This window comes from Aquidulcibacter sp., from assembly GCF_044346625.1.
Taxonomy (GTDB): Bacteria; Pseudomonadota; Alphaproteobacteria; order Caulobacterales; family Aquidulcibacteraceae; genus Aquidulcibacter.
The window spans coordinates 1-14,825 of the sequence record NZ_JBIIYV010000038.1 but is presented as its reverse complement, the minus strand read 5'-3'; the positions used below and the strand labels follow the sequence as shown (position 1 = coordinate 14,825).

Here is a 14,825-nt window from a genome sequence, read left to right as displayed (position 1 = left end):
TGAATGAGGAAAATCTTCGCGCCTTACCAGCCTACCCAGCCTTGTTCCTTGCCATTGCGCAAATCTTGCCCGGGCCGCTTGCGGGTTAAAGCCAAAGCCAGACCAATGGTGACGGCAGAGCCCAAGATGGATGAGCCGCCATAGGAGATAAAGGGCAGCGTCATGCCCTTGGCTGGCATCAGGTTCAAGTTCACCGCCAGGTTGATCGCCGCTTGATAACCGATCAGGGCGAAAAGACCTGTTGCGGCCAATTGCGGGAAGTTCTCGCTTTGGCGATTGGCGATCAAAAGACCGCGCACCACCAGCGCGCAGAACAGAACCACAAGGCCTACGCTCGCAATCAAGCCAAACTCTTCTGCGGCAACCGAATAGATGAAGTCGGTATGGGCATCAGGCAGAAAGTGCTTGATCTCGCCCTCGCCCGGGCCACGGCCCAAGAAATCGCCAGCCGCAATCGCATCAAGCGCCCGGTCCGTTTGATAAGTTTCGCCAGCTTCGGGATTCAAAAAGCCTTGAACGCGCTTTTGCACGTGTTCAAAAGCAAAATACAAAACCCCGCCGCCGACGACTGCGGCACTGGCAAAGGCCGCAATCCAGACCCAAGACATGCCCGAAATCAGAAACACAGTCAGGAAAGCCATGGTCAAAAGACCTGTCTGTCCAATGTCGGGCTGAGCGATCAATAGCGCAACCGGCAGGACATAAAGCGCCATGCCAATGCGCGCGGCAGGAAAGGATGGGGTCTCAATGCGCTTAGAAAACAACCAAGCCGCCAGCACAATCAGAGAGGGTTTGAGAAGTTCCGACGGTTGGAACGAAAAGCTGCCAATGCGCAGCCAACGCTGCGCCCCTTTGGCCTCATGCCCAAACATCAGAATATAAACCATCAAGATGACGGCCAATAGGTAGAAAACGGCGGCGGCCCGTCGTGCGCCCGTTGGACTTAGGAAAGACAAAGCCACCACAACGGCTGCGCCGAGTGAGACAAACATTGCTTGGCGCAACACAAAGAAATACTCATTGTTAAAGCCCAAGCGCCCTGTTGCCGCCCCCGAAGAGGCAAAGCTGAACACCAGTCCCATGGTCATCAGAACCGCCGCAATCAGCACAATGGGGCGATCAATCGTCCGCCACCAGTCAGCGATAAAGGTGAATTCAGCACGAGGCAGTCTGACAGAAGCGAGCATCGCCATGGGGTGGCTCCAAAAAGGACGTAAGGGCGCTACGCCGTTTCGGCGGCAGCAAGCGCTTGCGCCGATAGGCCATCATCAGGGTTAATGAGTCCTTTCACGCAGGCGGTAAAATGCCGTCCTCGTGCCTCAAAATCTGGAAATTGATCGAAACTGGCGCAAGCGGGCGACAGGATGATGATCTCCTCGCTTTGTGTCTCTTGCGCATCGGCATAGGCCCGCGCGGTTGCCAAATCGATTGTGCCGCAAATCTCTAACGGGACATGGCCCTCAAGGGTCTTAGCAAAGGCTTCGCCGGCCTCGCCAATCAGATAGGCTTTTGTGACGTGATCAAACAAAGGCGAAAGGCTGTCGATCCCGCCTAGCTTGGCTTGCCCGCCGACAATCCAACGCGATTTTGGGAAAGCCGCCAAGGCTTGGGCGGCAGCATCTGCATTCGTCGCCTTGGAGTCATTATAAAACCGGATCGGCCCGACTTGCCCAATCTCTTGTAAGCGATGTTCAAGACCCGGAAAACTGATCAGCGCTTTGGTGATAGCTTGCGCGCTGAGGCCAAGCGCGCGGGCAGCCGCATAAGCTGCGGCTGCATTTTGCGCATTGTGAGAGCCCGGAAGCGCATGGGCATGGGCAAGGTCGACGACCATTTGACTGCGACCATCCAAATTATCCCACAGCATAGAACCCAGCGCGCAAACCCCTTTGCCCAGCGCTTGGCAGGCAGAAATCGGCACGACAACCCGCTGTGCCCCGGCATTCATGCGCGTGCACAGCGCCATGCCCCAATCGTCATCCACGCCAACAATCGCCCAATCGGTCGCGGTTTGATTGTTAAAGATACGCCGCTTGGCAGCTGCATAGCGCTCCATCGTGCCATGGCGCTCTAAATGGTCTGGCGTCAGATTAAGGTGGATGGCGGCTTTGGCTCGTAAGCTTTCGACGAGATCAAGCTGGTAGGAGGATAGCTCCAGCACATAGATGGCGTCTGGACGGGGTGGATCAAGGGCGAGCACGCCTGTCCCAATATTGCCCCCCATGCGCACATCCTTGCCATTGGACGACAGAATATGGGTGATTAGAGCGGTAGTCGTGGATTTACCATTGGTGCCCGTTATGGCGACCACGGCAGGACGCTGAGCTTCAGGAATGGCATTGAGTTCACGGGCAAAGAGCTCAACATCACCAATCACGGGCACATTTGCCGCTTCGGCCTTGGTAACTGTCCAATGTTGCTTCGGGCCATAGATGGGCACACCCGGGCTCATGACCAAGGCGGCCATATCCTCAAACGCGGTTTCGGACAGGTCAACCGGCGTCAAGCCTTGGGCCACCGCCGCTGCCCGACCGGCTTCGCCCTCGTCCCACGCCAGAACCTGTGCACCGCCTGCTTTCAAGGCCAAAGCTGCTGCGATCCCTGTGCGCGCCAAGCCGAAGACGGCGACTTTTTGGCCTTTGAACGTGGTGACAGGGAACATAAGCTTCGGTCCTTAAACTCTAACGCAGCTTCAAAGTGGTCAGACCGATCAAGGCCAAAACAGTAGCAATAATCCAGAAGCGGATCACCACGGTGGGCTCACTCCAACCCAATTTCTCAAAGTGATGGTGGATTGGGGCCATTCGAAATACCCGCTTGCCAGTCAGCTTGAAGCTGGTGACCTGTACGATCACCGAGACCAGCTCCAGCACGAACAGACCGCCGACAATGGCCAGCACGAACTCATGCTTGGTTGCTACAGCCGTGATGCCAAGAAGACCGCCCAGAGCCAACGAACCCGTATCGCCCATGAAGATTTGCGCAGGCGGCGCATTCCACCACAGGAAGCCAAGGCCAGCACCCAAGACCGCGCCCAGAATGATGGCGATTTCGCCCACGCCTTGCACGAAGTGAAGCTGGAGATAATTGGCGAAAACGAAATTGCCGACGAGATACGCAATCAAGCCAAACGTGGCTGATGCGATCATTACCGGCATAATGGCTAGACCATCTAAGCCGTCGGTCATGTTCACAGCATTCCCGAAGCCGACGACAACAATCATGCCGAAAACCAGCGTGAACCAGCCTAAATTGAGCAAAAGGTCCTTGAAGAACGGAAAGGCAATCGACGTCCCGAAGCCAGGCGGCGCGTTGTCCCCCGCATTTTGTAGCTGGGCGATGAAATAGACGGCAATGAAAGCCACCACAAATTCGCCTGCCAATCGGAAAAGCGAGGAGACACCATCGGTCTTCTGCTTGGCGACTTTGGCGTAATCATCAAGAAAGCCAATGAAACCATAGCCCGCCGTCACACCTAAGACGATCCAGACATAGGGGTTCTTTAAGTCTGCCCACAAAAGCGCGCCAACAAAGATGGACAACAAGATCATGGCCCCGCCCATGGTCGGTGTGCCGGCCTTTTTGAAATGGGTTTCTGGGCCGTCGGTTCGGATCGGCTGACCCTTGCCCTGCTTTACCCGAAGCCAGCCAATCATTGGTTTGCCGAAGACAAACATGATCAAGGCAGCTGTGACCACGGCTCCTGCCGTTCGGAAGGTCAAATAGGTGAAGATGTTAAAGTGGGTGTGCAGCAATTCGTACAGCATCAGCTCTCTCCAGCGGGGGCTTCAAGTGCTTGCAACGCACGCACAACTTCGGCCATCTTCGACCCATTTGATCCTTTGACCATGACAACGTCACCTGCTTGCACCGTTTTGGCGAGCATGGGTGCAAGCTCCGCAGCGCTTGTGGCATAAGCCCCGCGTTGGGCGGGGGGCAAAGCATCCCACAAATGTTTCATGCGGGGGCCGGCGCAGAAGACGAGGTCAATATTGGCGCGGATGACATCGTCTGCCACGCCAGCATGATACGCATTTTCCTGTGCACCCAATTCCAGCATGTCGCCCAAAGCGGCAATGCGGCGCAGGCCAGCACGCTCGGTCAAAGTGGAAATTGCTTCGGCCATCGAAGCGGGGTTGGCGTTATAAGCCTCATCCACCAAAACAAAGAAGCCACCTGCGGCCAACGAAATCGGTCGTGACACACCGCGACCATCAATGGCACCAAATTGCGAAAGTGCGGCGGCGGCGGCTTGCCCATCGCCCCCGGCCAACACCGCCAAGGTCAGCGCGCACAGGCCGTTATGAACCCAATGAGCCCCAGGTTCTTGGATTACCCAGGTAAGCTCTTGACCCATAATGTCGGCAGTCACACGTCGGCCTTGCACCATCTCGTCAATCGCGACGACGTGGGAGTCAAAGGTTGGTTGCATCCCAAACGTCACAATAGAGATACCATCGCGGTCGCGGGCGCGCGCCGCCAAGCGCGCAGCATGGCGATTGTCACCGGGGATGAGGGCCGTGCCGCCCGCATCAAGGCCTAAGAAGATTTCTGCCTTAGCATCAGCAATCCCTGTCTCATCTGCGAAATGCTCGATATGGACCGCTGCGACCATGGTGATAGCGGCAATATGGGGCCTGACCTGCGGCGATAGGCGAGAGATTTCACCACCGTGATTCATCCCGATCTCAAACACACCAAAGCGCGCGTCGCCCGGCATGCGGGCCAAGGTCAGCGGCACGCCCCAGTGGTTATTATAAGACTTGACCGAGCGGTGGGTCTTGGCCGTGGCGGCTAAAGCTGTCGCCGTCATTTCCTTGACCGTCGTTTTGCCAACCGAGCCTGTGATGGCCACACGGGTCGCAATGACGTTGCGACGACGTGCCTGGGTGCCAAGATTTTCAAGCGCCAGCAATGTGTCGGGTACCACCAAGAGCGGCGCGCCTGCCTCCGCGCACGTGGGGTCAACCACCATGGCAGCGCCAGCACCCGCAGCTAAGGCATTTCGTACAAAGCTGTGGCCATCGCGCTCGGCTTTGAGCGCAACAAACAAGTCCCCGGGTTCCACCGCACGACTATCAATCGAAATGCCATTGATGGCCCATCGGCCCTGCGCCTTGCCCGAAACGGCGAAGGCTGCGGCCGTCGAGGTCCATAGAGGATCAGTCAAGAGTGCCTCCCCGCGCCAGAAGCGCGGATGCAGCAGCTTCTTGGTCAGAGAATGGCAGAATTTGGCCCTGCACCAATTGGCCGGTCTCGTGGCCTTTACCTGCAATCAAAAGACAATCGCCCTTTTTCAACAAGCCAACAGCATGGGCAATCGCCTCACCGCGGTCGCCAATTTCAAGCGCATCCGGGCAACCGACCATGACTTCCTTGCGGATCTGGGCGGCGTCTTCGGTGCGGGGGTTATCATCTGTCACGATGACGACATCGCCAAATTTTGCAGCCAAACCGCCCATCAAGGGCCGCTTGCCCTTATCGCGGTCACCGCCGCAACCAAATACCAAAACCACGCGACCGGGCGCATGCGGGCGGGCTGCACGCAAGAGGACATCCAAGCCGTCTGGCGTATGGGCATAGTCGACAAACACATGGGCACCATCTTCGGTGCTGCCAATATGTTCCATCCGGCCTTTGACCGTTTTCAGGCCAGCCAAGCCTTCAAAGACCTTGCTGAGCTCTTCGCCTAGAGACAAAGCAAAGCCAGCAGCCATGACCGCATTGAGGGCTTGAAACTCTCCGATTAGAGGGATTTCAACTGGGTAGGTCTTGTTGGCGAAACGCAGATCAACCCGCTGGCTTGCAGGCTTGGGCCAGAGTTCTTCGATCTTCAAAAAGTCGCCACGCCAGCCCACTAGTTTCAAGTCCAGTGATCTGGCTTTGGCCGCTTCTTCAAAGGCTAGCGCCTCGGCGGCGTCGGCGTTCACAATCGCTGGCTGACCCGCGCTCAATAAATCATTGAACAAGCGCAGCTTGGCTTGGCGATATTCGGCCATGGTGCCGTGATAATCGAGATGATCTTGGGTGAGATTGGAAAAGCCCGCAGCGGACAGGCGCACACCATGCATGCGGCGCTGATCCAAGGCGTGGGAGGAGCTTTCCATTGCGATATGGGTGATGCCCTCATCAGCCAAACTCTGAAGCGTCGCATGCAACGCAATCGGGTCTGGCGTGGTGAAGCCCAAATCAATGCGGCCTTTGGGACCAATTGCCCCTAAGGTTCCAACGCTGGCTGCCGCCCTGCCCGCATGGGTCCAGATTTGGCGCAAGAAGTCGACGGTGGAGCTTTTCCCATTGGTGCCGGTAATCGCTACCACACAAGCTGGCTGACGCGGATAAAAGCGCGAGGCCACGCTCGACAACGCGGCGCGGGCTTGGGGCACTTCAATGACAGGCACACCGCATGTGGACAGGCCCGGTTCAGCTAAAATCGCAACAGCACCAGCAGCAACGGCTTGGTCCACATAGGCGCGGCCATCGCTTTGCGTGCCCGTCAGGGCGGCGAATAAGTCCCCCGGCTTCGTCTTGCGACTATCAGATGATAGCCCGGTGATGGTGAGGTTTGCAGCTGGATGTCCCGACTCTAAGTCGAGGAGATCGGCGAGGTTCATGGCTCCCCCTGCGTCGCTTTCTGCGACGGATTGGTCTTTGGTGGTGGCGCAGACTTAAGCGTCGGCGCGCGCGGCGGCTCCATCTGAGCTAACGCGCGGTTTGGCGCAATCCCCAGAAGCGGTGCAGAGCGCGCGATAATCCGCGAGACAGAAGGTGCTGCCGCAAATGCAGCGGTGGCGGCACCTCCCGACTCTGCATAGCCCTTGGGCTCATCGAGCAAGAAAACAATGGCGTAACGGGGGTCGCTTGCAGGGAATACCCCGGCAAAGCTTGAGACGCGGCGATTAGAATCGTAGCCGTCTGGCCCTGCTTTCTCTGCGGTCCCCGTTTTGCCGGCAACCTCATAGCCCAATGCATCCGCGTTCTTGCCAGTGCCATCAGTCACCACTTCACGCATAAGCTTCACAACGGTTTTCGACGTCGCAGGGGTCAGAACCACACGGCTGGATACCTGGATAGCGGGGTCGCGAGCGACAAAGGTCGGGCGAATATAATGACCACCATTGGAAACAGCCGCATAGCCGCCTGCCACTGCCATCGGTGAGACCGCGATCCCGTGCCCGAAAGAAGCGGTTGCGGCGGCAATCTCGCTCCAGCGCTTGGGCAGAATTGGCCGCGCATTCTCCAAAAGCTCACCGCCCGCGGCTTCCATCAGACCAAGGCGCGAAAAGAATTCTCGTACGCGTGGAGCGCCGACCGAGCGAGCAATCCGCACGGTGCCGATGTTGGAGGAGTGGGCCAGAATTTCCGAAACCGACACAATCTTATTCATGGCGTGAAAGTCTGAAATCAGCTCCGACCCAATTCGCATCGGCGCGCGGGCGTCGAATACCGATTCAGGCGTAATGATATTGTCTTCAAGGCCAATCGCGACGGTAAAGACCTTGAAGGTCGAGCCCATTTCAAAGCGCGAATTGGTTACCCGATTATTCTGTTGATTAGGCGTGTTGGTCTCTGGCCGATTGGGGTCCATGAAGGGCCAAGAAGCCGAGGCGATAACTTCGCCTGTTTTTGCATCCAGCATGACGGCGGCACCGCCCTGTGCCCGAAAGGCGCTGGCGGCTTCGCCCAGTTCACGCTCCAAGATGTATTGCACGCGCATGTCTAAGGACAACCGCACAGGTTCTGCGCCTGATCCCGTGGTCAGACGATCATTTAGAGCGCGCTCTATCCCATTGATGCCTGAACCATCGGGATGCATTGAGCCGAGCACATGGCCTGCAAAATGGCCCATGGGATAAATCCGCTCGGACTCTTCAATGAATTCAAGGCCGGGCTCTGCCAATTCCCAGACGGCTTGCTTTTGTTTGGGCGTCAAGCGGCGCTTGATCCAGACAAAGCGCGAGCGGCTCGACAGCTTTTCAACCAGGCTCGCCTCATCCATTTCTGGGAAGACCTTGCGCAAAGCACGCGCGGCCTCAACCGGATCCCAGATGCGCTTTGGATCAGCATAAAGGGAATGGGCAACGAGCGAAGTGGCCAGCAATTGGCCATTACGGTCAACAATATCGGCCCGCTTTGATGGCGGTGCTACGGCGGCACGCGCGGCGGTTGCGGCCTCATCAACCGGCCGAAACAGACCAATCTGGACAGCACGGAGACTTAACAGACCAAAGCCCGCACAAAAGGCTACGGCGAGTGCGATGGTGCGCCCACGCATGGTCCCAATTCCACCTTGATCACGGGGGGCTGGCCTAGGCCAATCAAAGCTAGGTTCTGGTCGGCGCGCGTCGCTCATCGTGCCACCACCGTCACGACCGGGGCGGGCTTTGCCGCAAGTGCTTTTGACTTGTCGGCGACGGGCTCCGCTGGCTTTGACGCGGCGTTTGGCGCGATCGGATTGGCGTTGACGGCTGGCGGTGCAACGCGCAAGGGCGCGATCTGATCAATATCGTCTAAGGTCGCGATGCGATCAGCAGTCACCGGAACTAAGCCCAGCCTGCGCGTTGCTGCCGCTTCTAGTCGGTCCGGTCGCTCAACCCAGGTGAGTTCCGCTTCCAAGGTCCGCACAGCGCGACGCTCGGTATCGACCTCATCTTGTAGCACCAACACTTTTTCGCGCACCGCTTGGGCTTCTGCTTTGGCCCAGTAGAGCGCAAAGGCCAGCGCCACGAGGCCGACAAATCCAAACAAATGGGTGCGGGTCATTGTCATGCGGCCCTCTTAATCTGGTCTAGGGATGGGACGCCGCCAATGCCTGTCACGCGGCCCGAGCGCGCTGGCGCGCTGGTGCGGATAGCGGCGCGCAGTTTCGCTGACCGCGAACGCGGATTGGCTTCAACTTCAGCCTCTGAGGCGATCAGCGGCTTGCGGTTTACAAGGCTGAACGTGGCGGCGGGGCCAGCTTGGGCCGGGGCATGGCGCGACCCTGGAGCTTCTTTGCTGCGGTCGTTGAGGAATGTTTTGACGGCACGATCTTCAAGGGAGTGAAACGTCACCACCACCAAGCGACCGCCAGGCGGCAAAACAGCCTCAGCCGCCGCTAAGGCCTTTTCTAACTCACCAATCTCGTCATTCACATAAATGCGGAGCGCTTGGAACACGCGGGTGGCAGGATGAATATGGTCTTTATGTTTACGGCCAATAACACGGGAAACCACGCCCGCTAATTCTGAGGTCCGCAAGTAAGGGGTCGCAGCCCTGTCGGTGACAATGGCGCGCGCAATCCGGCGTGCCTCGCGCTCCTCACCGTAAACATGGAACAAGGTGCTGAGCTCACCCTCGCTTAATTGTGCAACCACATCTGCTGCACTGGGGCCATCCTTGCCCATGCGCATATCTAACGGCCCATCCTGCATGAAGGAAAAGCCGCGCTCTGGCTGGTCAATCTGAAAGGATGAGACACCAATATCGAGGACCACTGCATCAATCTTGTCTTGCAGCTCATCCAATTTGGAAAACTGGGTTTCAACGATGGTGAAACGGCCGGACATTTCCTGTTCGAGAGCTTTCCCGCGCAAGACCGCATCGGGATCTCGGTCAAGGCCGATGACCTGACAGGGTGCGGCAGCCAGAATCGCGCGTGTATAGCCACCACCGCCAAAGGTGCCGTCGACAATCACCTGACCCGCTTGCGGGGCCAAGGTCTCAAGCACTTCAGCCATCATGACGGGTAAGTGGCCGCTCATTCAGGCTCCCCTTCCCGCACTTTGCGCCTCGCCATCGCGAAGATTTTGGCTTTGGTGGCTGCAGTACGATCGCGCGCAGTTTGTGCCATGCGGGCAGCGACCTCTGGGCTCGCGATGCGGAAATAGGGTCCAAGACCGACAAAGCTGACGCGATCTGCGAGGCTTGCATGCGACACAAAGGTTTCTGGCAAGACGATCCTGCCTGCCCCATCTAACGCCAGCTTGCGAGAGCCACCCAAAATGGCCAAGGTTGCGGCCTCGGCCGCTTCGGGATCGTCTTGCGCCAAGTCTTCAGCGGATTGGGACAGCGCAGCGATAAAGCGATCATCCGCCCCTTCCAGCCAATCGCCATCACCGGGCCAAACACGCACATGATCTTGCGCATCGCCTTCGGCCTTCAACCCGGAGCGGAAGTCAGCCGGCAGGGTTACCCGCCGCTTGTCATCCAATCCCGCATCATAGGTCGAAACAAAGCGCATGTAGCCCCCAAAGAAATTCATCTTTGGGATAACATGGGATTTAGCCCCATTCAATGGGATTATGTGGATTCAAGGGAAGATTCAGGTCCTGACCTGCATTGCAGCAGGGTAAGATAAACCCTGCCCTTGGAATCTAGACCAAATAGTCTGTCCGCAATTTCGCAATCGCGGCGTCTGTCAGGCCAAATTGCTTCTTTGCAAGGCCAACCGGCCCGCCAAATTCCCGGTCCATGCGACCAAGCGCATGCTGCATGACACCGGGGTCTGAGCCCAAGATCACTTCGGCAACCGGACGGGGCAATCGTGCAAATGGGCTGGTTTGGGCTGCGGTCGCGCCAGACGCCTGATTGAGATAGTAAGATGGCGGCACAAAGGTCTGGCTCAGCGCGTAATCGGCAACCACTGTTGCGCGGTCTACACCTAGTACGGACAGGATCAGCGCGCTTGCCACGCCGGTGCGATCTTTACCTGCCGTGCAGTTTACCGCCAGCGGGGCTTTATTCTCCAAAAGGTTTTCAAACATCTCTGTATATTGCGGCGCGAGCGTCTGGGCGAAGTCGATATAGGCATCGCCAAATATCACGACGGCTTCTCCTTTGGTCTTCGCCGCCATCAGCTTGTTCAAGGACGAGCCCATCTCATAGTCCTTAGACAGCGTTTTGACTCCGTCGCTTCCGAGCAAAGCGCTTGGCTCGCTAGAACGCTCTTGCCCGCTGCGAAGATCACAGACCACGGCGATACCAAGGCTGCGCAGATAGGCGGTGTCCTTGGTCGTAAACTTCGCCATCACCCCAGAGCGATAGATTTTGCCCCAGCTTACATTTTTACCGCGGTGCGCTGCATAGCCACCTAAGTCGCGGAAGTTGCGGCCCCCTTCAAGCGGCAAAAGACGCTCAGCAATTCGCACTTGCCCTCCAGAGCGGGTGCGGATCAGGAAGTATGGGCGCGGAGAAATAGCGGCGGCTACATCTAGCTGCCCATCTTGCACAGCGGCAGCAAGCTCCTTCATCGCGAACAGATTGGCATTGGGTTCGCTCGACGTCAGAACACGGGCAGAACCGGCGGACGCATTCCACGTCAACCGCACTTTGGCGGGGTCAAGGCGTGTTGCAGCCGCGTTAAGGCGGCTTGCGGCTTGGGTCTGTGTAGCCGCTACAGCCACGCCAGACGATAGGCCAATCAGAAGTGTGCGACGATCCATGATAAACTTCCCCTCCGTGAAATGATCTTTCGGGCCTAGCTAGGCTATTTGACGGTCTGATCATGGAATGATGAAGCTTTCGCGATTATTGGTCGCTATTTGGTCGACAAATTGGGCTGCCTATCGATGCACTCCGACCGCCCTCAATGAAAGCCAAGGGCCTTGCCGTTATAGGTCCCATTCAGATAAATGCGTTGTGCATCTAGTCGACGAGATATACGGTAACATAATACCGCATATCTAACATGCTGTTTTTATATCAATTTCAGAAAGCCTGTTGACATAAGTTTTCCGTCCGCCTAGAAGCGCCGCTCTCAAGTGGCCGCCCCTTTCGGGCGGTCGCGTTCATTTGGAACTAACTCCATGAAGACCTTCAGTGCCAAGACGCACGAAGCCGACCGTAAATGGATCGTGGTAGATGCCGAAGGGGTGGTTGTTGGCCGCCTCGCGACCTTTATCGCCATGCGTTTGCGCGGCAAGCACCGTCCAGATTTCACGCCTCATGCTGATGTTGGCGACCATGTTGTGGTCATCAATGCAGAAAAGGTTGTTTTCACCGGCAACAAGCTGCGTGACAAAGTTTATTATCGCCACACCGGTTATGCTGGCGGCATCAAGGAAACCACTGCTGCGCGTTTGCTCGGCGGTCGCTTCCCAGAGCGCGTGCTCGAAAAGGCTGTTCTGCGCATGATGCCAAAGGAAAGCCCTCTGGCTCGCTCGCAATTCGGCAAGCTGCGCGTTTACGCTGGCACCGAACACCCACATGAGGCCCAATCTCCAGAAGTGGTAGATTTCAAGGGTCGTAACCGCAAGAACGTCGGGGCCGCATAATGGAAGAAGTAGCAAAGAGCTTCGAAGACCTCGCCTCCATGGGCACCGGTGAAGGTGTTGTGGAAGTGGTCGTTCGTGAACCCGAAATCGACTCCTTGGGTCGTGCTTATTCGACCGGCAAGCGTAAGAACGCAATTGCGCGCGTTTGGGTAAAGCGCGGCACCGGCAAAATCACCATCAATGGCAAAGACCAAGGCACCTATTTTGCGCGCCCTGTTCTGCGCATGGTGATCAACCAGCCTATGCAAGTGACCGATCGCGCCACTGAGTTTGACGTCATCGCCACCGTAAAGGGCGGCGGTCTGTCTGGCCAAGCTGGTGCTGTTCGTCACGGTATCGCAACGGCTTTGACCCGCTTTGAGCCAGGCCTGCGCCCTGTTCTGAAGCCGTTCGGCTATCTGACCCGCGACAGCCGTGTGGTTGAGCGTAAGAAGTATGGCCGCGCGAAAGCACGCCGTAGCTTCCAGTTCTCCAAGCGCTAAGACCTACGCGTCGAACATATCCATGTTTCAAGCGGGCGGCCTTAGCGGGCCGCCCGTTTTTCGTTTTGGACTTTGAAGGCAAATCCCATGACCACCCAGACCCTGAATGCCGTAATCCTTGGTGCCTCTGGCTATACGGGGGCGGAGACGATCCGCCTGCTCGCCCACCATGCCAACGTCCGCGTCGGCGCGATTACGGCCAATGCGCAAGCTGGGCGCTCTCTGGGTGACCTCTTCCCGCACTTGCACCCTTTTGCCGATCGCACCTTGATCAAGGCCGAAGATGTCAATTGGGACGGCGTGGATGTGGCGTTTGGGTGTTTGCCGCATGGGGCCAGTGAAGAGCTCTTGGGTGAGCTGCCATCGCATGTGACCGTGATTGATATAAGCGCCGACTTCCGGTTCCGCGACCCTAGTGCCTATGCCACGGTTTATGGCCGCAGCCATCTTCATCCCGAAAAGACCCGCAACGCGGTGTATGGTCTGACCGAGTTTGCGCGGGCAGAACTTGCCAAGAAGCCCGATATCATCGCTTGCCCCGGTTGCTATCCAACCGCAACCCTGCTGGCGATCAAGCCTTTGGTGGAAGCGGGCGTCGTCTCACCGCGTGACATCATTGTGGACGCAAAGTCTGGAGTGTCAGGCGCTGGGCGGGGCCTCAAAGAAGGCAATCTATTCTGTGAAACAGCCGAAGGCCTGCACGCCTATAGTGTTGGCAACCACCGCCATGCGCCGGAGATTGAACAGGAATTGTCCCACGCCTCTGGCGCACCCGTTTTGGTGAACTTCACGCCTCACTTGGTGCCAATGACCCGTGGTGAACTGGTGACCTGCCATGTGAAGCTGGCTAATGGTGCGACCGTGGACGATGTGCGCGCGACACTGGAACAGCGCTATGCGGACGAAGCGTTTGTAAAGTTGGCCCCCAAAGGTGCCTCCCCAGATACACGCTGGGTAAGGGGTTCAAACCTCTGCATTCTGGCGGTCTTCCCAGACCGGATCCCCGGCCGCGTCATTGTGGTGGGCGTGATCGACAATCTGGTCAAAGGTTCAGGTGGGCAGGCCATTCAGAACATGAATGTCGCCTTTGGCTTGCCTGAGTCACAAGGATTGACGATGGAGCCCTTGTTTCCGTAAAGGAGAACTTGGCCTAGGTCGGGCCTTGTCGCGTGTGCGCAACGTTTTGCACGCGAGGCTTTTAGCCTTGTTTGGCGGATGAGAGAGTCGGGCAAATATGGCAAAACCGATCCTACGACTGGGACCTGTTGATGAGCTGGACGATGAATATGACCCGCTCCTGGGTCGTTCCGTACGCGATGAACCCATGCTCGTTGCTGCGAGTTCTGCTCCGCCATTAGATCCAGACCAAAGCGTATTTGACGAGCCAGCACCGGTGGCCGAGCCCGTTTGGGTTGATGAGATAGCGCCGTTAGCCAAGTCACCCCCCGCCGTTGAAACCGACCAGCCCAGCCTGTTGGATTGGATGGAGAGTGCAGCAGACAAGCAAGCGCCCGATCCAGAGCCTGAACATGTGGCCGAGCTTGAACCAGAAGTAGACGCCGAGGTTCTGCCCGACGCGCCAATTGTGGACGCCCCGGTTGAAGCCGTTCTGGCAGAACCGGTCGCGGAACTTGAAGTCGAAGGGGGCGAACCCGATTTAACGGCTCAGCCGGACCAAGTTCTCCAGCCCGCGGAAGACTTCGCTCAGGAAACCAGCCCAAGGGGTTGGAACGAGAGCGATCCCGAGCCTGATGCCACCCCCGCGCCGGAGCCTATGGCCCCAGTCGAGGCCGAAATCACCGACACGCCACCTGCTGCACCAGTAAACGGGCCATTGAACCCCGAACCGACTTCAACCGCACAACGGATTGAACGCGCAACCGGCCCATCACGGGCAGCACAGCGTCGCGCAAATATGAAGCGCAGCCCGGCTGGACGGCGAAGGGCTGCGCAAAAGCTGGCAGCCACTGTGACCGGGACAGCCCTCTTTGCTATCAGCCTGTTCTTTACCTTGCTGTCTTTCCTCGCGCCCCTGGGTTATCCGTTTGACGCGGTGTCTAGCTATCGCTGGTACTGGACACTCTTGGCG

The 14,825-nt window shown here is 57.6% G+C and carries 13 protein-coding genes and 1 pseudogene; 4 read left to right on the top strand and 10 right to left on the bottom strand.

Annotated elements, in window-relative coordinates; genetic code table 11:
• Nucleotides 1-23 precede the first annotated feature (23 nt).
• The 10 genes from ACIQ20_RS10530 to ACIQ20_RS10485 all read right to left on the bottom strand — a co-directional run bounded on the left by ACIQ20_RS10530 (nucleotide 24) and on the right by ACIQ20_RS10485 (nucleotide 11,423).
• Nucleotides 24-1,193: an FtsW/RodA/SpoVE family cell cycle protein gene (locus ACIQ20_RS10530; RefSeq protein ID WP_395780088.1), complete on the bottom strand. Its 1,170-nt coding sequence runs from the start codon at nucleotides 1,191-1,193 to the stop codon at nucleotides 24-26.
• 29 nt (nucleotides 1,194-1,222) lie between these two features.
• Complete coding sequence (gene murD / locus ACIQ20_RS10525; protein WP_395780086.1) at nucleotides 1,223-2,662, bottom strand: UDP-N-acetylmuramoyl-L-alanine--D-glutamate ligase; 1,440 nt, start codon at nucleotides 2,660-2,662, stop codon at nucleotides 1,223-1,225.
• 19 nt (nucleotides 2,663-2,681) lie between these two features.
• Nucleotides 2,682-3,767, bottom strand: coding sequence for a phospho-N-acetylmuramoyl-pentapeptide-transferase (gene mraY / locus ACIQ20_RS10520; protein ID WP_395780084.1), 1,086 nt, complete (start codon nucleotides 3,765-3,767; stop codon nucleotides 2,682-2,684).
• Nucleotides 3,767-5,170: a UDP-N-acetylmuramoyl-tripeptide--D-alanyl-D-alanine ligase gene (gene murF / locus ACIQ20_RS10515; RefSeq protein ID WP_395780082.1), complete on the bottom strand. Its 1,404-nt coding sequence runs from the start codon at nucleotides 5,168-5,170 to the stop codon at nucleotides 3,767-3,769. Before murF ends, mraY begins: the two co-directional genes overlap by 1 nt.
• On the bottom strand, nucleotides 5,163-6,614 hold the full coding sequence (locus tag ACIQ20_RS10510; protein WP_395780080.1) for a UDP-N-acetylmuramoyl-L-alanyl-D-glutamate--2,6-diaminopimelate ligase: 1,452 nt from the start codon (nucleotides 6,612-6,614) through the stop codon (nucleotides 5,163-5,165). Before ACIQ20_RS10510 ends, murF begins: the two co-directional genes overlap by 8 nt.
• Entirely contained in the window at nucleotides 6,611-8,353 is a 1,743-nt protein-coding gene (locus ACIQ20_RS10505; RefSeq protein ID WP_395780078.1) for a peptidoglycan D,D-transpeptidase FtsI family protein, read from the bottom strand. The genes ACIQ20_RS10510 and ACIQ20_RS10505 overlap by 4 nt, the downstream gene beginning before the upstream one ends.
• A complete protein-coding gene (locus ACIQ20_RS10500; RefSeq protein WP_395780076.1) occupies nucleotides 8,350-8,769 on the bottom strand; it encodes a hypothetical protein in 420 nt (139 codons plus the stop codon). Before ACIQ20_RS10500 ends, ACIQ20_RS10505 begins: the two co-directional genes overlap by 4 nt.
• Nucleotides 8,766-9,743 carry a 16S rRNA (cytosine(1402)-N(4))-methyltransferase RsmH gene (rsmH, locus tag ACIQ20_RS10495; RefSeq protein ID WP_395780074.1) on the bottom strand — a complete coding sequence of 326 codons (978 nt, stop codon included), beginning with the start codon at nucleotides 9,741-9,743 and terminating at the stop codon, nucleotides 8,766-8,768. Before rsmH ends, ACIQ20_RS10500 begins: the two co-directional genes overlap by 4 nt.
• Nucleotides 9,740-10,222 (bottom strand): division/cell wall cluster transcriptional repressor MraZ, encoded by a 483-nt coding sequence (locus ACIQ20_RS10490; protein ID WP_395780072.1) that lies wholly within the window; start codon nucleotides 10,220-10,222, stop codon nucleotides 9,740-9,742. The genes rsmH and ACIQ20_RS10490 overlap by 4 nt, the downstream gene beginning before the upstream one ends.
• 133 nt (nucleotides 10,223-10,355) lie before the next feature.
• Nucleotides 10,356-11,423: a tyrosine-protein phosphatase gene (locus ACIQ20_RS10485; protein ID WP_395780070.1), complete on the bottom strand. Its 1,068-nt coding sequence runs from the start codon at nucleotides 11,421-11,423 to the stop codon at nucleotides 10,356-10,358.
• Nucleotides 11,424-11,786: 363 nt separating this feature from the next.
• Between ACIQ20_RS10485 and rplM the strand changes: the two genes are divergently transcribed.
• The 4 genes and pseudogenes from rplM to ACIQ20_RS10465 all read left to right on the top strand — a co-directional run.
• A complete protein-coding gene (gene rplM / locus ACIQ20_RS10480) occupies nucleotides 11,787-12,254 on the top strand; it encodes a 50S ribosomal protein L13 (RefSeq protein WP_290808187.1) in 468 nt (155 codons plus the stop codon).
• On the top strand, nucleotides 12,254-12,736 hold the full coding sequence (rpsI, locus tag ACIQ20_RS10475; protein WP_395780068.1) for a 30S ribosomal protein S9: 483 nt from the start codon (nucleotides 12,254-12,256) through the stop codon (nucleotides 12,734-12,736). Before rplM ends, rpsI begins: the two co-directional genes overlap by 1 nt.
• An 87-nt stretch (nucleotides 12,737-12,823) precedes the next feature.
• On the top strand, nucleotides 12,824-13,873 hold the full coding sequence (gene argC / locus ACIQ20_RS10470; RefSeq protein ID WP_395780066.1) for an N-acetyl-gamma-glutamyl-phosphate reductase: 1,050 nt from the start codon (nucleotides 12,824-12,826) through the stop codon (nucleotides 13,871-13,873).
• Between the two features lie 97 nt (nucleotides 13,874-13,970).
• Nucleotides 13,971-14,825: pseudogene (locus tag ACIQ20_RS10465) on the top strand (hypothetical protein); the annotation flags it as partial.